The sequence below is a fragment of the Oscillatoria nigro-viridis PCC 7112 genome (assembly GCF_000317475.1).
Taxonomy (GTDB): Bacteria; Cyanobacteriota; Cyanobacteriia; order Cyanobacteriales; family Microcoleaceae; genus Microcoleus; species Microcoleus nigroviridis.
In genome coordinates this window covers 700,320-725,055 of sequence record NC_019729.1, presented here as the reverse complement: position 1 = coordinate 725,055, position 24,736 = coordinate 700,320, and the positions used below count along the sequence as shown (strand labels likewise).

The 24,736-nt window shown below is 45.7% G+C and carries 15 protein-coding genes; 10 read left to right on the top strand and 5 right to left on the bottom strand.

Annotation, left to right across the window (positions count from 1 at the left end; translation table 11 throughout):
* Positions 1–74: 74 nt before the first annotated feature.
* The gene (locus OSC7112_RS03220; protein WP_015174548.1) at positions 75–323 is read right to left on the bottom strand and encodes a hypothetical protein; all 249 of its coding nucleotides are present in this window, start codon (positions 321–323) and stop codon (positions 75–77) included.
* A 565-nt stretch (positions 324–888) separates the two neighbouring features.
* Here OSC7112_RS03220 and OSC7112_RS03215 point away from each other — a divergent pair.
* The 8 genes from OSC7112_RS03215 to OSC7112_RS03170 all read left to right on the top strand — a co-directional run bounded on the left by OSC7112_RS03215 (position 889) and on the right by OSC7112_RS03170 (position 17,913).
* Positions 889–1,962 carry a C39 family peptidase gene (locus OSC7112_RS03215; protein WP_015174547.1) on the top strand — a complete coding sequence of 358 codons (1,074 nt, stop codon included), beginning with the start codon at positions 889–891 and terminating at the stop codon, positions 1,960–1,962.
* A gap of 102 nt (positions 1,963–2,064) precedes the next feature.
* Positions 2,065–6,027 carry a caspase family protein gene (locus OSC7112_RS03210; RefSeq protein WP_015174546.1) on the top strand — a complete coding sequence of 1,321 codons (3,963 nt, stop codon included), beginning with the start codon at positions 2,065–2,067 and terminating at the stop codon, positions 6,025–6,027.
* Between the two features lie 67 nt (positions 6,028–6,094).
* Positions 6,095–10,588: an nSTAND1 domain-containing NTPase gene (locus OSC7112_RS34290; protein WP_015174545.1), complete on the top strand. Its 4,494-nt coding sequence runs from the start codon at positions 6,095–6,097 to the stop codon at positions 10,586–10,588.
* A 55-nt stretch (positions 10,589–10,643) separates the two neighbouring features.
* Positions 10,644–11,834 carry a WD40 repeat domain-containing protein gene (locus OSC7112_RS03195; protein WP_015174544.1) on the top strand — a complete coding sequence of 397 codons (1,191 nt, stop codon included), beginning with the start codon at positions 10,644–10,646 and terminating at the stop codon, positions 11,832–11,834.
* A gap of 209 nt (positions 11,835–12,043) precedes the next feature.
* The gene (locus OSC7112_RS03190) at positions 12,044–13,645 is read left to right on the top strand and encodes a penicillin-insensitive murein endopeptidase (RefSeq protein ID WP_015174543.1); all 1,602 of its coding nucleotides are present in this window, start codon (positions 12,044–12,046) and stop codon (positions 13,643–13,645) included.
* A 441-nt stretch (positions 13,646–14,086) separates the two neighbouring features.
* The gene (locus OSC7112_RS03180) at positions 14,087–15,814 is read left to right on the top strand and encodes an aminotransferase class I/II-fold pyridoxal phosphate-dependent enzyme (RefSeq protein ID WP_015174541.1); all 1,728 of its coding nucleotides are present in this window, start codon (positions 14,087–14,089) and stop codon (positions 15,812–15,814) included.
* Positions 15,815–15,913: 99 nt separating this feature from the next.
* Positions 15,914–16,507, top strand: coding sequence for a precorrin-6Y C5,15-methyltransferase subunit CbiT (gene cbiT, locus OSC7112_RS03175; RefSeq protein ID WP_015174540.1), 594 nt, complete (start codon positions 15,914–15,916; stop codon positions 16,505–16,507).
* A gap of 488 nt (positions 16,508–16,995) precedes the next feature.
* Positions 16,996–17,913 (top strand): phosphatidate cytidylyltransferase, encoded by a 918-nt coding sequence (locus OSC7112_RS03170; protein WP_015174539.1) that lies wholly within the window; start codon positions 16,996–16,998, stop codon positions 17,911–17,913.
* Positions 17,914–18,162: 249 nt separating this feature from the next.
* Here the strand turns inward: OSC7112_RS03170 and OSC7112_RS03160 are convergent, their stop codons facing one another.
* The gene (locus OSC7112_RS03160) at positions 18,163–18,954 is read right to left on the bottom strand and encodes an LmeA family phospholipid-binding protein (protein ID WP_015174538.1); all 792 of its coding nucleotides are present in this window, start codon (positions 18,952–18,954) and stop codon (positions 18,163–18,165) included.
* A 618-nt stretch (positions 18,955–19,572) separates the two neighbouring features.
* Here OSC7112_RS03160 and OSC7112_RS03155 point away from each other — a divergent pair.
* Positions 19,573–20,367 carry a pseudouridine synthase gene (locus tag OSC7112_RS03155; RefSeq protein ID WP_015174537.1) on the top strand — a complete coding sequence of 265 codons (795 nt, stop codon included), beginning with the start codon at positions 19,573–19,575 and terminating at the stop codon, positions 20,365–20,367.
* Positions 20,364–21,245 (top strand): helix-turn-helix domain-containing protein, encoded by an 882-nt coding sequence (locus OSC7112_RS03150; protein ID WP_015174536.1) that lies wholly within the window; start codon positions 20,364–20,366, stop codon positions 21,243–21,245. Before OSC7112_RS03155 ends, OSC7112_RS03150 begins: the two co-directional genes overlap by 4 nt.
* A gap of 403 nt (positions 21,246–21,648) precedes the next feature.
* On the opposite strand, the gene malQ is transcribed toward OSC7112_RS03150, so the two are convergent.
* The 3 genes from malQ to OSC7112_RS03135 all read right to left on the bottom strand — a co-directional run bounded on the left by malQ (position 21,649) and on the right by OSC7112_RS03135 (position 24,681).
* Positions 21,649–23,157 carry a 4-alpha-glucanotransferase gene (gene malQ, locus OSC7112_RS03145; RefSeq protein ID WP_015174535.1) on the bottom strand — a complete coding sequence of 503 codons (1,509 nt, stop codon included), beginning with the start codon at positions 23,155–23,157 and terminating at the stop codon, positions 21,649–21,651.
* Between the two features lie 464 nt (positions 23,158–23,621).
* On the bottom strand, positions 23,622–23,747 hold the full coding sequence (locus tag OSC7112_RS03140) for a photosystem II protein Y (RefSeq protein WP_015174534.1): 126 nt from the start codon (positions 23,745–23,747) through the stop codon (positions 23,622–23,624).
* 175 nt (positions 23,748–23,922) lie between these two features.
* A complete protein-coding gene (locus OSC7112_RS03135; protein ID WP_015174533.1) occupies positions 23,923–24,681 on the bottom strand; it encodes a MinD/ParA family ATP-binding protein in 759 nt (252 codons plus the stop codon).
* Between the last annotated feature and the right edge of the window lie 55 nt (positions 24,682–24,736).

Below are 24,736 nucleotides of genomic sequence, written 5' to 3'. Positions count from 1 at the left end.
GACTTTGGAGAAAGCCGATTTTTGCGATCGACCTGACAAACAATCTTAAATTTCGCGATCGACTAAAACATAATTTATACAGGTTCAGGGATTGTCTGAGGAATAGGCTCCGGCACTGTCTGAGGAATTGGAGAGGGTACAGTTTCCGGCACCGGTTCGGGAATTGGCTGGGGAATTGGCGCAGGTACCGGCTCCGGTACTATCCCGGGAAGGGGTTCGGGTACGGGGCCCGGCACTGGTGGCGATGCGGGTATAGTCGGGAGCCCCGGTTCGGTACTGGGAATCTGCGGGCCTGGAAACGGAGTAGGGTTGGGAAAAATCACGGCAATTCTATTAATAACTCGATACAATCAGCGTATATAAAAAACTAAAAATACGGCATCTATCTAAATAGTGAAAATTTATTAAAGTTGATATTTTGCACGATTTTTAATCCGCTTTTTGGAGTAGACGAAAGCAACCGGGTCGATCTGTATTTGATTTTTTATGCTGACGGAAAGCAATTTGGTCACAGCCCCCCGGTACAGCCCGTGAACCCTTGAAAAAAGCGTAGCGTACTCATCACGTGCGATCGCTACAGCCCGTGGGAGCAATTCTAAAATCTCAAATCTACAATCTCAAATCGCGCAATCGCCCTCCAAAAAGCCTTGCCCGCCTGTGGTTTGGCACGACACCTAGCCAAAAGTACAGGTTCTGTCCTGTACTTACGGCCAGTTGCGAGCTGGCCTTTTGGCTAATTTAAGACTGAACTAAAAGCTAGGAACTTTTTGGGGATTGCTCTCTTACGATTGAACCTACGCTGTCACAGATTTTTAGGATTAAGCAAAAAGTTTCTCCCAATCCAAATCTGTTTCGGTCTATGCAACAATGAAAGCCGAGGCATAAAGGATGCATCTCCAAGATTTTGTCGAGACAAATATCAAATACGATGTCAGCAAAATAGTAGCAGATCGAGAGTTAAACTTGGAAATCCAAGAGCTTCTGATCGCTCAAGGGCTACTCTCTCCCACAGTAGAAGATATCTTTGGCCCTGTTTCTATTGCTGTTTTAAAACGCTTCCAAAAACTAAATCGCTGCTATGAACCAGGATTTTTGGGAAAACGAACAGCTACCGAACTCCTCGAAGTTGATAAAGTAGCCACGCGAGGAGCGGAAGGGGTTCCCTCAATTCAGGTTCAAATTATCCAAGATACTCTCCTTAAAAATAAACCGTTGCAATCCGATGCTTTGTTGCCTGCGGAAAAACAGAATCTAAAAGCCGGTGTCACTCTCAGAGTAGCATCATTTGAAGTGGAGCGCGGTCATTTAAAAATTACCTTAGCTGATACTCCTGTTGAGAATACTTGGACTGGATATATTTTTGGAGAACACGCCGAAGTTTTTGAAGGCACTACCATAATTTATCCAAAACGCGATGAAATTAAATTGCCGGTTCCTTACAAATCTCAGAGAGATAATGAAATCAACCCTGATGGTTCGTGCAATGTTACTTCAATAGCGATGTGTTTGGAGTATCTAAAGATTCCTCGTCGGCACAGTGAGGGGTACTTTGAGGATGAGCTTTACAACTATGCCTTAGATCGAGGATTAAGTCGGCATAGTGGTTACGATCTAGCTCAAATTGTTCGCGACTATGGAGCGAAAGATAATTACACTGAAACGGCCACTATTGAAGAAGTCAAAGACTGGTTAGCTAATGGAAACCCAACCGTTGTTCACGGCTACTTTACTGGTAACACAGGGGGTCTGAACGACGGTCACATCATTGTATTAGTTGGCTATGACAGCACAGGTTTCATTGTTCACGATCCTTATGGGGAATGGTTCATAGATGGCTACGATCGCAATGAGCCAGACGGAAACGATGAAAAGGGTAAGTTCCTGCATTACTCCTACGGAATGATTAAAGATACCTGCATCCCCGATGGAAACTTTTGGGTACATTTTATTTCCCGCTCGTGAGAGTTGGTGTCATTCTCCATTTCCTAGAATCGTTAATAGATAGAAAATATTAGCTATTAACGATTAAAACCAATTTAAAAACTTTAATTAAACAAGGCAGTTATGGCAAAAAACATTTACGCGCTGTTAGTTGGTATTGACAACTATTCTCCCGCATCTAATCCTCTCGTCCCTCCGTTAAAAGGTTGTGTTAACGATATTAAAGCTATAGAAGCTTATCTGGGAGAGCGAATTACTCAAGATAGCGAATGGAAACTTATAGAGCCTACAGACCAACCTTGGATACTGCTCAATCAAGATGCCACTCGTCAGGCAATTATCAGCGCTTTCCAGCAGCATTTGTGCAACGCTGACAGCGAAGATGTGGTCTTATTTTACTATTCCGGTCATGGCGCTCAAGAGAAATCACCAGAGGAATTTTGGGAATTAGAGGCAGACCGCTTAGATGAAACTTTAGTGTGCTATGACAGCCGTGCAGAAAATGGTCGGGACTTAGCTGATAAAGAACTAGCCTACCTCATATCCAAAATAGCCCTAAAAGAACCCCGCATTGTTGTCATTCTTGACTGCTGCCACTCCGGTTCTGGAACCAGAGACTTACCCCCCGAAACAACAGTGAGGCGCGCCTTAGTAGACTCGCGGGAGCGACCGTTAAGCACCTTTATTTTTGCCGAAGACGCACCAGCAATTCATGAAATACTAAGCACTGCTAAACAATCAGAAAGAAAGACAACAGGTGTGATTTTGCCCAAGGGGAAGCACATTTTGTTCTCTGCCTGTAGAGACTACGAACTGGCGAAAGAATACAAAACTGAGGATGGAGAAAGTAGAGGAGCTTTCTCTTACTTTTTGCTGCAAACACTACAGCGAACCAATGGCAGCATAACCTATCGAGATTTAGCGAGAAATATGAATGCTCTCGTGACTGGCAAAGTCAAAGAACAGTCGCCTCAAGTAGAAGCAACAGACAGGAACGATTTAGACCAACCTTTCTTGGGCGGTGCTATTAAAGAACGGCCTCACTACTTCACCTTAACTCACAGTCAAAACCTTCGGAATTGGGTAATTGATGGAGGGTCTATTCACGGAATTCCTAAACCCTCTAATGGGGGAGATACGCGACTAGCATTTTTTCCCTATGGCAGCAGTACCGCAAAATTGCGCCAACTTTCAGAAGCTTTAGGCGAAGCACGAGTAACTCAGGTATTGCCACAACGCAGCCAAGTAGAAATTATTAACGGTCAAGACAGCTTATCAGAAAGTGAGAGCTATTGGGCAGTGGTGACAAGTTTGCCGTTGCCAGCGTTGAAAATTTACATTAAGGGCGATGAAAGTGAACTCCAAGGCATCAAACACGTCGAACAAGCACTGTCAAAAGCAGCAATTGGCAACAAACCTTCTTTGTATGTGCAGCAAGTAAATGAACCTAAAGATGCAGATTACCATCTGTTAGTCAGTCACGGTCAGTATTGGATTTTACAGCCTGATAATAACCGGCCTTTAGTTGCTCCGATTCCCGAAGAACCAAATCAGTCGGGATACACAGAGGAAATTGCTTTACAGGTGATTTATCGTTTAGAACATATTGCCCGTTGGAATAACATTTTACAACTCTCCACTCCTGCAACCAGCCGCATTAAAACCGACGAGGTGGAAATGGAAATAATTCTGCTTTGCGGCCAGCAAGAATCTTCGCCAGGGGATAGAGACGGAAATATCTCGTCATCTGAGATGCGTGTCGATTACGCCTATGACAATGGGGAGTGGCAAGCGCCAAACATCCAAATAAGGCTAACAAATAAAAGTGACAAGAAGTTGTATTGTAATGTAATCGTTCTTTCCGAAAGTTTTTCCGTAGACACTCCATTTTTTGACCGAGATAGCAGTATCTTGCTCCTACCCAAAAATTCAGAAAATTCCTCTAGTATTACCAGCTTTGAGGATATTACATTTCAAGTGCCAGACGAATATTTTGAACAAGGCATTACTGAGTATAAGGATATTCTCAAGCTAATTGTGTGTACCACAGAATTTGATGCTAGCTTGCTAAAACAAGATGGACTAGCGCCACCTAAACTGACTCGTTCTCTTGGAGAAACAGAGGGAACTCTCAATAGCTTAATGGCACAAGTTAATACTCGCGAAGCCGTGAGAGCCAAGGGAAATTATGATGATTGGATGACAAAGGAAGTGACGATTACAATTGTCCGACCTCAAGATGCTCAACCCATTAACGCTAATGGCAGCACTGCCCTACAACAGGGTGCAGTCGAAGTTCAAGCTCATCCAACTTTAAAAGCGAAAGTGAATCTCACCACTGTACCCCAAGCGAGTCGAGATTTAGGGAATTTGATTTTACCTGCGATTTTGCGGCAACAAAATCGCGTGAGTGAATCTTTCCAATTTACAACCAGCCGAGGCACAGATCCAGGGTTAAGTGCTTTGGAGTTAAGTGATGTAAAAGATTATGAAGCGGTGACACCAACAACCCCTCTCAACTTGTTGGTCAATCAAGAATTAGCTGAGAACGAGCATATCTTACCTTTTGCTTATGATGGGGAATTTTTCTTGCCATTAGGAAGAGGGGCGAGAACTGAAGATGGCAAGATAGAGATTACGCTGGAACGCTTACCCAAACCAACAGTTAGCAGTCGCAGCCTTCACGGATCGATCCGAATTTTCTTTGAAAAAGTCGCCCATCAAAAATTGGGAAGACCTTATGAATATCCTATTTTAGCTGTAGCAGAGGTCAGCGAAAAAGGTGATGTCAGCTACGAAAAAAATCCAGAGCAAGTTAAAGCTAGAGTTGCAAAAGCCCAGCGCATCCTTCTCTACATTCACGGGATTATAGGGGACACGCAAAGTATGGTTCCTAGTGTCAGACAGACGGTAGTAGAAGTGGACGGACAACAGCGACAGATTGCAGAACTTTATGACTTAGTTTTGACTTTTGACTACGAGAATATCCAAACCACCATCGAGGAAAATAGCCGCTTATTAGGCCAAAGATTGCAAGCAGTTGGTTTGGGAGCAAATCACGGCAAGCAGTTGGATATTGTGGCTCACTCAATGGGGGGTTTGGTTTCTCGGTGGTTTATCGAGCGAGAAGGCGGGAATCAGGTTGTCCAGCACTTGGTGATGTTAGGGACACCTAATGGGGGTTCTCCTTGGCCTACAATCCAGGATTGGGTTTTCACAGCGCTTGGGATAGGGTTGAATCAACTGTCGAAAATTATTTGGCCGACCAAAATTGTTGCTCAATTACTGGAGTTTTTAGAAGCAAACGATTACTCGCTAGAGCAAATGCGGCCGGATTCTCCTTTTCTGAAAAAACTTGCCGAAAATCCCGACCCAGGGGTTCCCTATACAATTATTGCTGGCGATCGCTCAATTGTTTCAAAAGCTCTAGAATTTCAACCCGACAAGGAATCAAATCCCTTACAGCGGTTATTGAGCAACCTTTTTGGTCAAACTAAAGACAGAGTTGTAGAATTGGCATTTTTCAGTCAACCTAATGATATTGCCGTTGCTTTAACTAGCATCAAAAATGTCAGTGCTAACCGCTCTCCTGCGCCCAAAATCCTATTACCGGATACTGCGTGCGACCATCTTAGCTACTTTACACATCAGGCTGGGTTAGATGCTCTGGCAGCGGCTCTTTTCCCAAGTCCAAATGGCAATAGCCAGTTATTAGTAAAACCTTTGGTCGTGGCAAGAGTAGAGGATGAGCCAGAGAGTATGAATTCTCAGCTTGCGGTTAAAGATACAGTCAACCCTTTACCTGTTGCAGAACAGCTTGCCAAAACTCCCGTAGAAAGTTTCTCTCCAGCCTCTAACAGTCTCACCAGTTCACATCCAGTTGGCTCGGATACGCTAAACGTTCAAACACAAAATAATTCCAGGATAACGGGTTTAGTAATTGGGCTATTTGGGTTTTTAATCGCAGCCGCTATTGGCTTAATTGGTCTCTGGCCTCGTTCTCCCGTGCAACAACCAGCGAATCAAAAATCAACGAGTCAGTCAAATGAACAGGCACTCTATCAGTTTAAAAAAACTAGCAATTAGTTTTTGGTTGACAATTTTGCCAGCATTAAACTGAAACTTGAAATAAATTAGTCGGGGGAATTAAAGAATGTCGGAGATTAAACGCAGTCTGGCAGTGGTGATTGGTATCGATCGCTATGTTAATAACATTCCCCCCTTGCAAACAGCAGCCAATGATGCTCAACAACTTGCCAATCTGATCGAGGAAAAGTATCAATATCAAGTTTTGTTACTGTTAGATACAGATGCTACTCTGTCTAATATCAGCGATGTCTTGGCAGGCTTTACCGAGAAAATACTTGTTTTTCCGGATGGCAATAAAGTGCAAGTTGCAGCGGACGATCGCATTTTGTTCTACTTTGCCGGACATGGCATCGCCTTAGACGGACTGGATAATGCAGAAGGCCCGGCTGGCTTTTTGATTCCTCAAGATGGTGAACGAGATGATAGCGACACTTGGTTGTCGATGCAGCGATTGCACGATAGCTTAATCCAACTGCCATGTCGCCATTCGTTAATTATCCTGGATTGCTGCTTTGCTGGGACTTTTCGCTGGGCGGCAGTTCATCGGGAGGCAGTGCGATCGCAAAAAGTATATCGCGAACGGTACGCTCGCTACACATCAGGCTGCGCCCAGCAAGTCATTACCTCAGCAGCGCATGATGAAAAAGCCGCCGACTCCCTGTATCGGTTTGGACAGCGAAGCGAAAGTTCCAATCACTCTCCCTTTGCAGAACTTTTACTCAAGGCGCTTGAGGGAGAAGCAGACCTTACCAAAGATGGCGTGATTACCGCAACCGAACTCTATGCCTATTTACAATCAGAATTCGGCAAAATAGCAGCTAAACAAACCCCTGGTTTTGCACAGTTAAAACACCATGATAAGGGCGAATATATTTTTATTCTTCCTGGTTTTGACGTTAATCAATTGCCGCCCGCTCCCAAACTAAATGAAAACACCAATCCCTACAAAGGATTACAATCATTTGAAGAAGCAGATAGCGACAAATTCTTTGGCAGACAGGCTTTAACTGAAAAATTAGTTGAATTCGTCACAGAACATCCCTTAACTGTGGTTCTAGGTGCATCAGGTTCAGGGAAATCTAGCTTAGTCAAAGCTGGATTACTTCCCCAATTGAAAAAAACTCAACCCAACTGGCGCATACTCTCTCCTATTCGTCCGGGTGAGTCTCCTTTCAGTGCTTTAAACTCTGCCATAGAAAACGAAGATTTACCAGAATTACTTATCTCTAACGAGTTTGTTTCTGACAAAGACTTACCAGAAACTACCACTAGATATCGCAGTTTGGAAGCAGGACAAACTTTGAAAAGCTTGTTATCCAAACTCAGTGCATGGAAAAACTTTAATCCTCACACAAAATTGCTGTTAGTCATCGATCAATTTGAAGAATTAGTGACTCTCAGCCAAGATAGCCAAGAACAAGAATTTTTTTTAAAGTGGTTAGAAAAATCTTTAGAAACTCTCCCTGATTGGTTGCGAATCGTCATAACTTTACGTTCAGATTTTGAACCTCAATTTAGAGATACAGCATTAAAGCCCTATTGGAAAAAATCACGATTTGTTGTTCCCGCCATGACACGGGAAGAATTACGCCAAGCGATTGTCGATCCTGCTGCTGCTAAGGTAATGTATTTTGAACCGGCCACGTTGGTAGAGCAATTAATTGATGAGGTCGCACAAATGCCCGGAGCACTACCTTTACTTTCTTTCACTCTGAGCGAACTTTATTTTAACTATATTAAAAACGTCAGAGAAGGGAAAAGAAATAATCGGGCAATTACTCAAGAAGACTATGAAGAGTTGGGCGGAGTTACACGCAGTCTCACCCAAAGAGCCGACTCGGAATATGAAGAATTAGTTAAAAGCGATCGTGCTTATGCAAAAACCATCCGCCACATCATGCTGCGAATGGTAGCTGTAGGCGGTGGTGAATTGGCTCGCCGCCGGGTATTAGATGAAGAATTAATTTATCCCGAACCGGAAAATCAACGAGTCCAAACAGCCATCGAGCAATTTTGTGCCGCACGTCTATTAGTAAAAGGGCGAGATACAGAAGGCAAAGGCTATGTTGAACCTGCCCACGATGTCTTGATGCGGGGATGGCAAAAGCTAATAGTTTGGGAACGAGAACATCAAGAAAATTTAATTTTGCAGCGCAGGCTCACTCCAGCAGCTATAGAGTGGAAAAGCAAAGAAAAACCACGGAATTTTCAAGAAAAAATAGAACCCATTGTTAAGTTTATAGACAGCAGCCTCCTCTCTTGTCAAAACGTTTTTGACCAGATTCATGCAACTTTAATTAAAGTCTGGAAGCGCAAACCAAGCCTCCAAAAACGCCGCCAAGAAAAACAAGAAGAATTTCTCTGGGATACCAACCCTTATCTGAACGTATTAGACGAACATCTCAAATACGATGCAAATTGGTTTAACGAAGTAGAGGCCGAGTTTTTACAGCGCAGCCTCCGGCGCCGGCGCAACAACCTCCGCCGCCAAATTAGCCTGATTGCTACAGCCTTTGCTGTGACATTAGGATTTCTATTTTATCAATGGAATCAAAATCTACAAGCCCAAAGCAGAAGCTTAGCGCTATCGGCTGAACAACTTTTTAGCTCTGAGCGAGAATTAGATGCTTTGATAAAAGCTTTAAAAGCCAGAAAAATAATGAAACAGGCAGTTTGGGTTTCTTCAAACACGCAGGAGGAGGTTGTGTCAGCCCTGCAATCTATTATTTATCGCATCAGAGAATCCAATCGCTTGAAAGGTCACAAAGCTGCTATTTATAACATCAGTTTTAGTCCTGACAATCAAATTATTGCCTCTGCTAGTGCAGACAATACGATTAAACTTTGGAAATCAGATGGCACTTTACTCAATACCCTTTCGGGACATACTAACGAAGTTTATAGCATTAGTTTTAGCCCAGACAGTCAAATTATTGCCTCTGCTAGTGCCGATGGAAAGGTTAAACTTTGGAAACCGGATGGCACGTTACTCAAAACCCTTTCTGGCAATAAAGGGCCGGTCTTGAATGTTAGTTTTAGTCCCGACGGCAAGACTCTTGCCTCTGCTAGTGCGGACAAGACAATTAAGCTTTGGAAACCCGATGGCACATTGCTCAAAACCATTCAGGATAAAGGGTCGGTGTATAGCGTCAGTTTTACCCCAAACGGACAGACTATTGCTTCTGGTGGTGCGGATGGAACGGTCAAGCTTTGGAAACTCGATGGCAGTTTACTGAAAAGTTTTTCGGGTCATAAAGCGCCGGTTATGAGTGTTAGTTTTAGCCCGGATGGTGAGGTTATCGCTTCATCCAGTCAAGACAAGACGGTAAAAATTTGGAAACCCGATGGTACTTTAGTTAAAACTCTTGAGCATAATACTCATATTTTCAAGGTTAGTTTTAGCCCAGACAGTCAGTTGCTCGCCTCATCAAGTGCTGACAATATTGTTAAACTTTGGAAACGCAATGGTACTTTGCTGAATAGTTTAACTGGACGGAGCCCTTCTTTTAGCCCCGACGGTCAAATTCTTGCCTTTGCAGGCATTGATAATAGCATTGAACTGTGGAAGTTGAATAATAGCTTACGTAAAAATTTAACGGGGCAAACGGATATTGTTTTGGGGGTTAGTTTTAGCCCCAAAGGTGACACATTGGCTTCGGTAAGTGCTAATAGCTTGACTGAAGTTTGGAAACGAGATGGTTCTTTACTTAAAACGCTTTCTGGGCATCAAGCGCCGGTTAATAGCGTCAATTTTAGCCCCGACGGTCAAACGATCGCCTCTGCAAGTTTAGATACGAAAGTGAAACTTTGGAAACAAGATGGCACGTTGCTGAATACTTTTTCTGGTCATCAAGCTCCAGTTACCAGCGTTGTTTTTAGCCCCGACGGTCAAACAATTGCCTCTGGAAGTTACGATCGCACCGTGAATCTTTGGAAGCCAGATGGTACCTTGCTCAATACTCTTTCTAAACATAGCGGTTCAGTTAAAAGTCTTAGTTTTAGTCCTGACAGTAAAACTCTTGCTTCAGCAAGCCTCGATCAGACCGTCAAACTGTGGAAAATGGATGGAACTTTGCTAAATAGTATGAAGCATGAGGCTCAGGTTTATAGCGTTAGTTTCAGTCCAAATGGTGAGACTCTTGCCTCGGCTAGCAATGATGGCACGCTTAAAGTTTGGAAAACAGATGGCACTTTGCTCAAAAGCTGGACGGGGCATAGGGTGGCAGCTAATAGTATCAGTTTTAGCCCGGATGGCAAAATATTAGCTTCGACGGGTGACGATAAGACGGTGAAATTCTGGAAACCGGATGGCACTGGGATCGCTACTCTGCCGGGGCATAATGCGGCGGTTCGCAGTCTTAGTTTCAGCCCTGATGGTAAGACTTTGGCATCGGGTAGCGATGATCAGACGATGATTTTGTGGAATTTGGAGGGATTAGAACTCGATGCTTTATTAAAGCATGGTTGCTTTTGGATGCGCGATTATTTCAATAATCCTAATGTCAATTTTAGTAAAGAAGACCGCGATTTGTGCGAGCGCATAAATCGAGGATCTTAGATGGTCAAAGTAGAAGCATCTAAATATTATTCAGGGTTAATGGAGGCAATCAGCTATGGAGTTTAAGGCGAGATTTCGCAAACAAAAATACCACCATTTTTTCATAAAATTGACGGGTTTTTATAGTTTAGCATTGATATTAGCGTATTGCTTGACAGGGTGGCAGTGGCGATCGGTAGAAAAAGCGACAATTAAAATGCACAGTATTGATGCAAATTTACTTTTTAATCAAAAAACAAGATTGGCGTCTTACAGAATTATTCAAGTTCAGGATGTGGCACAGATCCAGCAGATCGATCCCTCGGCAGAGCAACAGCGTTCTGTTTGGAGTGTCGCTTTTAGCCCAGATGGTAAAACCCTCGCTGCTGGGACTTTCGACCAAAGTATCAAATTTTGGGAGGTGGCTACCGGCAAAGTTATTAAAACTTTCAGAGGCGCTCAGAAAGGAGCTTTGAGTATTGCTTTTAGTTCTGATGGCAAAACCCTCGCTTCTGCAAGTTTCGACAACTCGATCGAACTCTGGGACGTGGCTACTGGTAAATCTATTGACAGGTTAACGGGTCATAAAAATTGGGTTTTGAGGATTGCTTTTAGTCCTGATGGTAAAACCCTTGCTTCTGCCAGTAGCGACAAAACTATCAAACTCTGGGATGTGGCTACTGGTAAACTCATTCACACCTTGACCGGCCATCAGAGTTGGGTTGAGAGTTTTACCTTTAGTCCCGATGGTAAAACTCTTGCTTCTGGGAGTAGCGACAAAACTATTAAACTTTGGGATGTGGTTACGGGTAAACTGATTCGCGCTTTGACAGATGGCAAGAATTGTGTTTTGAGTATTGCTTTTAGTCCTAATGGTAAAACTCTGGCTGTTGGCAGTTTTGACAACAAAATCATACTGTGGGATCTGGCTGCGGGTCAAATTTTTGCAAGCTTGAGGGGTCATCACCAAGGGGTTTTGAGTATCGCCTTCAGCCCTGATGGCAAAACTCTGGCTTCTGGGAGTTTTGACAACACGATCGGACTCTGGGATGTGGCGACGGGTAAACCGATTCAAACTTTGATCGGCCATCAGGACTGGGTTGAGAGTGTCGCCTTTAGCCCTGACGGTAAAATGCTGGCTTCTGGAAGCTGGGATCGGACGATCGGACTCTGGGATGTGGCGGAGGGTAAGCCTGTTCGCACTTTGGCCGATCGCAATTATCAGCCTGCTGGGAAAATCGCTAGTTTTTGGGCGATCGAACTATAGCAATTCTCAAGGATTCGTGAAATGGGTCAGGTATTTGCACGATCGACAAAGGTGAACTTAGTTTTCGGGGATATGGTGGTCGCGATCGGCTGTTACTAAGGAGTCATTATGTTAACCATTCCGTTACCTTGCCATTGGCATTGGCGAAGATCGCCTTCCTAAAAAGCGATCTTGCAACAGAAAAACACATTCTAAAAAGGAAATTAACAATGGTATTAGAAATCAATCGCAACTTACGCTCTGAAACCTTGCAGCATAACCATACCCACTGCACTGCAAATATTGGTTTCACAGAAGAAGAACTTGAGCAGTTCAGTTGGGGAACACGAGGTTTTTTTGAACAAATGCCTGCCAAGGGAGATGGCTATGAATGTTACGGAGACAATTGCTATGGTCGTCCAGAAGTGATTCAGGCTCTCAAATATGTCTGTAATGAGTGGGTAAAAAAATATCCTAAACCCCGCATTGGCATCGGAGATATCAGTACAGCAGAAGGGGCAACACCAGGTCATAGCTCTCATGACAACGGACTTGATGTTGATATTGCTCTTGTTGCTAACACTGATGAAGAAATTCCTCTCACCTGTTACGATAGTAAATACTCTCGCCAACGCACTCAAGAATTGGTAGATTTATTCTACAATAATCCAATTTTGCGTATTCGGCGAATTCTCTTCAACGATCCGCAAATTACAGGCGTAGAATTTTGCGACGGACATCACAATCACCTTCATGTCAGTTTTATTTCCCCTGGGATTGATTCAGCCCCCTACAGCAGCGATCGAGATGGGGATTTGCGATTGGTTATCCCACCAATGCAAGGAGAACGAGTTCGCAAACTGCAAGAAGATTTAGCGAATGTTGGAATTTCAGTTACAGCAGATGGTATCTTTGGCGAGCAAACAGATGCCGCAGTCCGAAAATTTCAGGCCGATCGAAATTTGCAAGTCGATGGAATTGCCGGTTTTGTAACCCAAACTAAACTAGCAGAGTTAAGCTCCGGACAGTCTCGCGGAGTTTCTAGCGAACCATCCAATCTGAAACTCCAAGATGTAATTGACCAAAAGCGATCGATTCCTTTTGATGATATTAACTCTGGGGTTTTTGTTGACGATAGACTGTTTTGTGCAGAAATTCAAACCATCCTGCGGGCTAATCATCTTTTAGAAGTTGTCGATGGTATTTATGGCTCTAAAACGCAAGAAGCCTTAAGGAATTTTAAAGCTAGCCGTCAACTTGATGGCGGGGATGTGTTAGGGGCAACAACCGCTAAAGCTCTACTGGATGCCAAGCAAGGTGCTGGAAAGTTACCTGATTGGAAAGGCGGTGATAAACAAGCGGCGGTGCAGGCAATTATCAAAGAAGCTCATCGCCAAGGTATTGCGTCTCAAGCTCAAATTGCTTACATTCTCGCCACCGTTCAGCATGAAACAGCAGAGACTTTTCAACCCGTGAAAGAATCCGATTTTTTGGGCGAACCTGCCGCAGAAAACGACCGCAAAACCTTACCCTATTATCCGTTTTACGGACGGGGATACGTGCAACTAACCCACCTGGATAATTATCGCAAATATTCGGATTTGCTATCCCTAGACTTGGTTAACAATCCGGAGCTTGTGATGCTTCCAGATATTTCACTCTTTATCCTAGTTCATGGCATGAAATGGGGGGTCTTTACGGGTATGAAGCTGGATGATTATATTTCTGAAAGCAGTGTGGATTTCTGGAGTGCGCGTAAAATTATCAATGGTATAGATCGGGCCGAGCTGATTGAAAAGTATGCAATTAATTGGCAAACCCAATTAGGGTAGAATTTGGGGCGATCGCAACTCAACAATATACCTTGAATTAAAGTTTAACTTTGATAGCTTTTGGGTCAATCGGTTAAAGCGTCTTGGTAGTTTGTGACAGTAGTGCGCGATCGCCCAAAACTTCCTCACAACAGTAAGCTGAAAAATAGCCGCAGACTGTGGTATAATTTTTTCCTTTAACTGAAACCACAGCCCCTAGACAAACCATAAGTAAAGCAGTAGCCAGGATTTTCAACTGTTTGGGTATCACACTTAAGCAGTCCATATTCAGTCATTTTAGAGACATTTGAAATTGAGACGGTGTTGCTTGTGGGCGATTGCAACGAAAAAGGAAGCAGTCGATGCGATCGCAAAATTTCCAGCAATGGTTTCAGCAATTAATCACGTCCAGTGAAACCTCGGCGGTTGCTATAATTCTAAATAATCAAATCAGGATTAAGCGTGTCAGCAGCAAACTCTCAACAACAAACGCCTCTATTAGATGCCTTGCGCGATCGCACAAATCATCCGCACGCCCCATTCTACGCCCCCGGACATAAACGCGGACAAGGAATCTCTCAACCCCTAATTGACTTATTCGGTGCGGCAGTATTTCGATCGGATTTGCCGGAATTGCCGGAGTTAGACAATCTCTTTAACCCAGAAAGTGCAATTGCCGAAGCTCAATACTTGGCCGCCGAAGCATTTGGAGCCCAATCAACTCGGTTTTTGGCCAACGGTTCGACTTGCGGAATTATCGCCGCCATCTTAGCGAATTGCGGCCCCGGCGATAAAATTATCCTACCTCGAAATATCCACTCCTCGGCGATTTCTGGTTTAATTTTATCCGGTGCAATTCCAATTTTTGTCAATCCAGAGTACAACCCGGATTGGGATATTGCCAACAGCATCACCCCAGAAGCCACAGCCTCCGCATTAGAACAACATCCCGACGCCAAAGCAGTAATGATAGTTTACCCAACCTATCACGGCGTCTGCGGAGATTTGCGGGCGATCGCCCAAATTACCCATCAATACAACATACCGTTATTAGTAGACGAAGCCCACGGCGCGCACTTTAACTTTCATCCCAACTTGCCAGAACCAGCACTATCAGCCGGCGCCGATTTAACAGTACAATCAATCCACAAAACCCTCGGTGCAATGACACAAGCATCCATGCTGCACGTCAAGGGCGATCGCATAGATATCCAAAAATTAAATAAAGCATTGCAGTTAGTACAATCCACCAGTCCGAGTTACTTATTATTAGCATCCCTAGACGCCGCCCGCCAACAAATGGCACTCCACGGCAAAGAATTAATGGCGCAAACTTTACAGCTAGCAGAAAAAGCGCGATCGCGCCTCAGTCAAATTCCCGGCTTATCAGTTTTAGAACCGTTAAACACTCCGGGTTTTGCAGCATTAGACCGCACCAGGCTAACAGTAAAAGTATCAGATTTAGGAATCACAGGATTTGCCGCCGATGAAATTCTGCACTCTCAACTCGGCGTCACAGCAGAACTTCCCATGCCCCAACATTTAACATTTATTATCAGCTTGGGAAATACAGAATCAGATATTGACAATTTAGTTAAAGCTTGTACTCTTTTAGAAGCCACATCTGACACGATAGTCAATAAGCCTTTTATGGGCGGGCAAGATGCCCACCCCACAAGAAACTTGATGTGTTGTGGAACAGGCATCTTGCCTGTTATTGAAAGTGGAACGGGCATCTTGCCTGTTATTGAAAGTGGAACGGGCATCTTGCCTGTTATTGAAAGTGGAACGGGCATCTTGCCTGTTATTAAAAGTGGAACGGGCATCTTGCCTGTTATTGAAAGTGGAACGGGCATCTTGCCCGTTCTTGAGAATCGTGCAATATCTCAGTTAAAAGGAAGAAGTCAGAAAGAAGACGAGATTCTCTCCTTCCCCCGATTTTCCCCTCCCCCACTCTCCCCCCGCGAGGCATTCTTTTTCCCAGCGGAAACAGTACCTGCAGACAAAGCAGTCGATCGCCTGTGCGCCGAACTCATCTGTCCTTACCCGCCAGGAATACCAGTCCTGATGCCCGGTGAAATCATTACCCCAGCAGCCGTTGACTACCTGCAACAAATCCTGGCAGCCGGCGGAAAAATCACAGGTTGCAGCGATCCCGGCCTCCAAACTCTCAAGGTTGTGCGACAGTAAATACTAAGGCTTGGGGGAAATTGGGAGAATTTCTACTTCTTCGGCGAGTTCCCACTTCGGTCTTGCTTCAATCAAAAATCAAAAATCAAAAATATAACTATGCTTTGGCCCTACGTCACTCCAGGCATCCCGGATGACTTATTTGAACGTTTACCGGGAATTCCCATGAGTAAGCGAGAAGTCCGACTGCTGTTAATCTCCCACCTGCGGCTGCAAGCAGATTCAGTCGTGTGGGACATCGGTGCAGGTACTGGTACGATCGCCGTAGAAACAGGTTTGCTGTGTCCCAAAGGTCGGATTATCGCCGTCGAAAGGGACGAAGAAGTAGCAAGCTTGATTCGCAGAAATTGCGATCGATTCGAGCTCAACAACGTAGAAGTCATAGAAGGCAGTGCCCCGGAATGCCTGGAAAACCTGCCCCAACCCCCCCACCGAGTCTGCATCGAAGGAGGTCGCCCCATTAAAGCCATTCTCCAAGAAGTCTGGCGGTACTTGCAACCCCACGGTAGAGTTGTCGCCACAGCCTCGAATTTAGAAAATCTTTACGCCGTTTCCGAAGGGTTCGCCGAGTTACAAGTACGCAACATCGAAGTAGTCCAGTCCGCCGTCAACCGCTTGGAGACTCGCGGCCTCAGTCAAACCTTTGCCGCCGTCAATCCCATATTTATTCTCAGCGGCGAAAAGCTGGATTAGAAGTTAGTTGACAGTTGACAGTTGACAGTTGTTATTGGTTATTTGTTACCCATCCCCTTCCAGGGTCTGCCTCCACTGGGCCATGTCCCGTGCTTTTAGGCCCTATGCCCATTCCTAAATGTAATTCTTAACCTTTTTTACGTTCAATTAACCTTCATACTTAGAATAAGGGCGACCATAGCTGGATTGACCCCCTGAGTTGAGATTTTGGATCGTCGCCAGTTGGGTATTGGGCTTGGCTGTGCAAGGGAGGAAACCGTACCCTAACAATTCTTAGATCCTTACATCCTTGCCTCCTTGCATCCTTGCGTCGAATGACACGCCCAAAAACGGATACAAGCCGCCGACAATCGTCGCGGGCAACCCAAAATTTTAGACCCTAGTTCAATCTCCCAGATTCATCTGTGGAGTAAATCTAGAATCTAAAATCTAAAATCCAAAATCCAAAATCGAATGATCCGCCGCCGTCTGCAAGAGAAATTCATTTTATGCCTTGGTCTCGTATCCTGAGTGGAATAGTTGCGATCGCCCTTGCTTTGGGAATGATTATTATGGGCGGATGGTACTTCACCGTCGGCTTTGGAGTCATCGTCTACCTAGGTCAATTGGAATATTTTCAATTAGCCAGGGCTAAAGGCATTGCACCCGCTGCCAAAACTACCTTAGCCGTCAGTCAAGGCCTGTTAATTACTGCCGCCCTAGCACCGGAACTCGTAGATGCCATGTTCCCCTTAGCGGGAACCTTAATCTGTTTCTACCTGTTATTCCAACCTAAATTATCGACGATCGCCGATATTGCCTCCTCAATTTTAGGATTGTTCTACGGCGGTTATTTGCCCAGCTATTGGATACGGCTGCGAGTCGGCCTCGACCCAGCCAATCTTGCTACAACTGGACTGGGGCAAGCAGTAGCAAGCAATTTGCCGGTTAACATTTATCCGTCCCCGTCTTGGACAAATTCCAGCCACATATCTTTAGGATTGACTTCGCTGCTGCTGGCTTTCTTCTGCATCTGGGCCGCTGACATTGGGGCTTATTTTGTCGGCAAATTCTTCGGCCGCACTAGCCTGTCCCACATCAGCCCCAAAAAAACCGTTGAAGGTGCCGTATTTGGAGTTTGCGGCAGCATCGCCGTGGCAGCCGCTGGGTCTTGGTATTTACACTGGCCGGGGTGGCCGTATACTGGGGCTGCTTTTGGTCTGTTGATTGGGGTTGCTAGCCTGTTGGGAGATTTAACTGAGTCGATGATGAAGCGAGACGCCGGTGTTAAGGATTCGGGACAGTTGATCCCCGGTCACGGCGGCATTCTCGATCGCACCGACAGTTATGTTTTTACCGCACCGTTAGTCTACTATTTTGTCACTTTACTCTTGCCCGCGATCGACTCTTTTTTAATTAATCGGTAATTGGGCATGGGGCATTGGGCATGGGGCATTGGGCATGGGGAATTGGGCATGGGGCCTTGGGCATGGGGCCTTGGGCATGGGGCATTGGGCATTGGGGCATTGGGCATGGGGCCTTGGGCATGGGGCCTTGGGCATGGGGCATTGGGCATTGGGGCATTGGGAATTGGGAATTGGGTATGGGGTATTTATTCCCAGGATCGGCCGAGGAACCAGGTTAAAGTCAACTGTCAACTGTCAACTGTTAACTAACTAAGGCAAAACTCTAATTCCCCCCCGACAAACAATCTCCCCCGGACTCAAAATCAACTCTTCTATCTCAACTTCCCGCCCAAAATCAATTTTAAAATCATTGAAATCACTGCTCTTTAATTCTCCATCCATTTCGATTTCTGGTGCTTCAAACATCAATTCGCGACCGCTGGCTATCCGCAAACCAGTCCGCAATACAAAAGGAATTTGACTACCGCCAGCGCGCAAAATTGCCGCCGAAAGCGTTAACAAACCCGCCTCAATAGCAATCTGCGAATTTTGCAACTTCAGCGACTTTTCCCTATCTGTCAGCGGCAGCATAGGCAGCAAAAATTCGCTCAAAGCATCAGCCAGCAAAGGCGCTTTCAACGACGCATTCAAATCCGCTTGGCTGAGCCTCAAAACGCCTGCCACGGGAACGGATTCCAGGAGGCGCAGGGGTTGGCCTTTGAGAGCTTGACCGAGGTTGATGCGAATGCCGCAGCCCTCTATGGCAACTTCAGTTAGGTGTAGTCCTTTATACACAGCACCGCGCGCGGCAGCCGTGACTTTGGGGATCGCACCGCTGAAGATTTGTCGATCGCTCCCCTCAATTTTCACCTTCAACTCGTCCACCTGCTGAACTTGCGATCGCAGCCACAACTGCACCGCCGGAGACAGCACCGCGCTCGCGATCCGGCTGCCTTGACTCGGCGAAGGTATCCCCGGCACCTCGCCGAGATGAACAGTCCCACCAGAGCCAGCAGCGCCATCTCTATTGTCAAATTGAAGAGAGTTTCGATCGACAGTCATAAACAATTTCAGAATATAAACCTTAATATTCAAGCACAGAAATTTAACTAGAGCTTGCAAATCCGGTCTCAAAAACCCGGTTTCTGCACAGATATATCGCCGTCAACCTCTGATTTCCCTTGGAAACCGGGTTGATGAACAAAAGTCCGATCGACTCCAAAATCAAGCAGAAATCTGGCATCAGCAACACCAGAAGCCGAAAAATTCTCACCTTTCTCCCCTTGGGATCTTTGGGTAGTTCACGAGTTGTGCGATCCCGATGAAAAATTCGCGATCGAGCGTATAAATTTAACCAGCAGTACGGGATTTATGGTAGTGTTGGTTTATGGTCGGGTCTGACCCACACCTTTCAAACCAGCCGCAAACCAACGGTGCAAACCTGTGCCTGCAGCGAGTCTTTTCGTCGTAGTTTTTGCACAGCATTCAGGGTAATGCCATCAGGACAATCTGCACCGGGCACAAGGACAATCTGCACTCTTGCCGGGCGTCCTGTAATAATTGGTCAGCATTATAATTTATTCCCAACCAGGAATTGAGCATTGCTAGTACGGTTAATCAATTAACCGTGTCGTGTTTCCTCCCCACCGCTGGCTCGTTGGGGATTTCCACACTCCCGTCATGTCTGATGAAAGGCTGCAAAAAATACTCGCCCAGTGGGGCATTGCCTCTCGCCGTCTTGCAGAACAGATGATCGTAGCTGGACGAGTCCGAGTTAACGGCAATATTGTTCGCTTAGGAGAAAAAGCGAATCCCGATCGCGATCTCATCCAAGTCGATGGAGTCCCGGTGAAACCAACGGATCGACCCGCAAAGGTCTATTTGTTGCTCAACAAACCGGCAGGCGTAGTTTCTACTTGCAGCGATCCAAGAGCCCGATCGAAAGTTCTCGACTTGCTGCCACCCCAACTGCGCTCCGGTAAAGGCATCCACCCCGTAGGACGCTTAGATGCAGATTCCACCGGCGCCCTCTTGCTCACCAATGATGGTAAGCTGACATTTTGTTTGACCCATCCGCGTCACTCGATCGCCAAAACTTATCAGGTTTGGGTGAGCGGCGATCCCCCGGAACCCATACTGGAAGCGTGGCGTCAGGGCATCATCTTGTCCGGCAGAAAAACTTTGCCCGCGAAAGTTAAAGTTCTCGATCGCGCGCGAGACCAAACTCTGTTAGAAGTCATTCTATCAGAAGGCAGAAACCGACAGATTCGGCGAACTGCCGAACAGTTGGGATATCCCGTGGTGCGCCTGCACCGCACAGCCATCGGCCCGATTCAATTGCAGCGGCCCGGTTCGCCAATATTGCCACCAGGCTGCTGCCGACCCCTAGAAGATGCGGAAATTATTTATTTATGGAATCTAGTCAACCTAACATCAATAAGCGTGCCAGTAAATTCCCCGGAGCACAGCATATGACAAAGAATTTATTGTTTTTATTTTTCAAAACAACTAAGCAGAAACTGCACTCCCAAGAGCCAGAAACAGCTCAGAAGAAGCTAGCGGAAATAGGAACTCAACTCCGCCAGTACCGCGAACAGCAGTCGATTTGTTTGGACAAAGTAGCCGTGGTAACAATGATTCGGCGGAATCTGCTGCAAGCCATCGAGGACGGTCAACTAGACCAACTTCCCGAACCAGTCTACACTCAGGGTTTGATCAAGCGCTACGCTGAAGCAATGGGTTTGGATGGAACTCAGTTTGCCGACTTTTTCCCGATCGAACCGCCGCCCCGATCGAGAACCAAGCTATCCTGGCAAGATGTGCCTCAGTTGCGGCCGATGCACCTCTACCTCTTTTACACATTTCTAATTATCTGTTCGGTCAATGTCTTATCTCAGTTGATGAGCGGTTCTGTTACCGCAAAAAACGGTGCGGGAGCCGAAGAACTAGCGCTTGGGCAGCAAGAACAAGCTCGTTTAGCTGCTGAGGCATCGAGAGCCTCACAAAATCAGAAACCGGATAGTTACGAGGCTGTCGAAGCAGTAAGAACCGGTCAAAATTTAAATAAATCTGGCAATAAACCAGTGATGGTTAGCGTCACTTTTAAAGCAGAATCGTGGATGCAGGTTGAAGTCGATGGTAAAACAGAGTTTGAGGGAACTTTGCCGACCGGGACTGTTCGCACCTGGGGAGCTCAAAAGCAATTGGTAGTGGTAGCAGGTAACGCCGGCGGGGTAATGGTTGCTGTTAATAACGGACAAGCCGAACAACTCGGAGATCCTGGAGTCGCCAAAGAAGTTGTTTTTAAAGCAAACGAACTCAAGCCTTCAGCACCGCCCAAGAATGAAGGTTGAGTGTTAATTGGTAATTGTTAATGGGTAATAGGTAATAGCGGGCAGTCCACAGATTTTAATTAGAATGTCCGTCTTGATTGACTCATTACCAATTACGAATTACCCATTAACAATTACCCATTAGATCGAGTCCGGTTGCATCGGAATAGTCAAATCCAGTCAACAGTCAACAATCACGGATGGTGCAAGCGTAATTGATATCATTCATCTGCGTTAATCTGTGTTTATCTGCCCTCATCTGCGGTTAAAAAAAAGAGAATGTATTAACCGCATATGACAAGGGATGGACGCTGATTCACGCAGATCGAGAGTAGAGAGATAGGAATAATTCCGATGTTAACAGATTTGATATTACCCATTAACAATTACCAATTACCCACTACCAACTACCCCTTACTGACGATCAATGTTTATTAGGAGCGCGGCCGGAGATGTAAGTCATGGTTTTGAGCCGATCGCGCACTTCCCAATTTAAAGCTTCGGGCCGATACCGCCATCCCCAATTTCCCTCTGGTTTCCCCGGAAAATTCATCCGCGCGTCAGTATCTAAACCCAACAAATCTTGAAAAGGCACAATTGCCATATTAGCAATAGACATCCAACCCATGCGGATTAAAGACCAGTGAATTCCTTGGGGATCGATGCAGCCCAAATAACGCAAAACCTCATCTCTTTCGTAGTTTTGCAGTTGATTGAACCAACCGACAGTCGTGTCGTTGTCGTGGGTACCGGTGTAAACTACGCAATTGCGATCGTAATTGAAAGGCAAAAAAGGATCGCCAGGGCCCGCTCCGAAAGCAAACTGCAAAATCTTCATTCCTGGAAACTCGTATCGATCGCGCAAAGCTTCCACTTCCGGAGTAATTACCCCTAAATCCTCAGCGATAATCGGCAAGTTGCCAAACTTCTCGTTAATTAGATCCAACAAAGCTGTTCCCGGCGCTTTAATCCACTCTCCCTCGATCGCAGTTTCTTGTCCGCGCTTCACCGCCCAGTAAGCCTCAAATCCTCGAAAGTGGTCGATCCGAGTCACGTCTACATAAGCGAAAATCGCTTCAAAACGCTGCACCCACCACTCGAAATTAGTTGCTTGCAACTTCTCCCAATTGTATACGGGGTTGCCCCACAATTGACCTGTACTGCTGAAGTAATCAGGGGGAACACCCGCCATTAAAGCTGGTTCTCCGCTGGCTTCATCCAAGCAAAATATTTCTGGATGAGACCATACATCCGCGCTGTCGTGAGCTACATAAATCGGAATGTCGCCAATAATTTTAATGTCCCGCAGGTTAGCATAGCGTTTCAACTCCGTCCACTGGCGAAAAAACTCAAACTGGACGTATTTGTAGTAATAAATCTCAGCATTTAGCTGCTGAAGCCACTTCTCTACCGACTCTGGTTCTCGACGGGCAATTTCTGGTTCCCAATTGTTCCAGCTAACACCGCCAAAGTTATCTTTTAGTGCCATAAATAAGGCGTAATCTTCCAGCCAATTCTCTTTGCTTTCGCAAAAAGCTGAGAATTCTTTTTGCTGGATCGGGGATGCTTTGGCTTTGAAGTTTTCGCTAGCTTTTTTGAGCAAAGGTACTTTCAGGGCGATCGCCCGATCGAAGTCTACATAATCCAGCGGAAATTCGGGCAAATTAGCGAAGTCTTCATCTCCGAGCAATTGCTGATCCCGCAGCAGTTCTGGGTTAATTAGCAGGGGATTTCCCGCCATTGCTGAATAGCACGAATAAGGAGAATTGCCGTATCCTGTCGGGCCGAGCGGCAATACCTGCCAGTATTGCTGGTCGCTCTCAACTAAAAAGTCAATAAAGCGATATGCTTCTATTCCCATGTCCCCAATGCCAAATCGACTGGGAAAGGATGTGGGGTGGAGTAGCATACCACTCGATCGGGGAAAAAGCATAATCTATCTAAAGATATAGGAATTTAACATTGACAATTTGACCTATCTTCCCTACCCGTTAAACTTCGCAGTTTTTAGGGCGATTGTCAGGGCAAATACTTTTGTGATTGTCTCATATTTTCTGCGATAACGTGCTTGCCAAATATTTTTATGGGACTCTACTAATAACTCCTGAGTAGAGTTTAAAACATCAAAATCCGAACTTAGGCGATCGCCCTGCTTTCACAGCTAGGTTTTTTTACCCAGGCTCGTTTGCTGCAACAAAGTATTTTGATCGAGCGTACCCGGTTTCTGCTTAACTTTTCAATCTAACTTTTCTTTTGTTTTCGCCCCATCTCTCTGCAGTCGTAAATTGCCCGCCAACAATCAGCCATCACTTAAGCAGAGCCAATGCACAAATCAGCCGGCTGTTTTTGTATCTCACAAAACAGTCGGCTGCGGAATTACCTGAAAAGAGGCTGAGTTTAAGCTTGCTTGTTCAACAATTTCTGCACTTGTTTGAGAGCTATACTGCCGATGTTGTAAGCAGCCCAGCCGCCCGCCAACAATACGGGCATCAATACTATTAGTATGCGGAAGTCAAAATCCATGAGTTCTCCTCCTAAAGTTTTTTAACAAATTCTCATAATCTATTTGTATCTCATTTTGTCGCGATTCTCTTAACTCTTTAACCAAATATTCGGGATACGCAGGAGGACATCGCTCCGCAAGAATTGAGAGCGAAAGCGAAACTCCTGGGCGGGCGATCGGCATTCGCTGCACCAATTATCCCACAATCTGTTTCGCAATCCCTTCCACAACCTTAGTTAGAGGGTCGTTAGGGAAGTGCAGCGCAAACACTCCCTTGCTGGCGAGCAGCATCATCTGGTCGCTGTGGGGCAGTACCCCTGCCACTGGGATGTTGTAAATACTCTCTACTTGCTGCTTCAAATCGTCGAAATCCAGGGATTCTGGGGCTTTATTGATCGTCATCAAAATCTTGGGAACTTCTAATTTGCGGGCCACATCTACCGTGACAGCCGTTCCCTGAAAATCTTGCTGATCCGGACGCAGAATCAGCAGCAGGATGTCGGAAATGGTGATGCTGAGGAGGGTTTCTTCGTTGAGCCCCGGGTGCGTGTCTATAAATAGGTAGTCTAAGTTCAAAACCTCGATCAGTTCTTGAAAGCCGTCGGTAAGCAGTCCCACATCGTAGCCTTCCCGCAAAACTCGCGCTATCTCCCCTGCTTTAATGCTCGAAGGAATCAGGTAGAGGTTGCCGTTAGTGGCTAATTTTGGCAGCAGCGAACTCACATTGTAGGCCGTATCCGCGATCGGACACCGGCCCCACAGGTAATCGTTCAGGCAGCGATCCATGTTGTTCTCGCTGAAACCGAACAGCACGTGAATCCCCGGTGATTGAATGTCTGTGTCCACAATGGCGACCCGATTTCCGCCGCGAGCGATAATAGATGCCAGGTTTGCTGTCGTGTTCGATTTGCCAGTTCCGCCCCGGTAAGAGTGGACAGAGATGATTTTGGACATGATCTGCGTATGAGCGTAAGAAACGGCGAGAATTCATTATGATGCAATTCTCGAT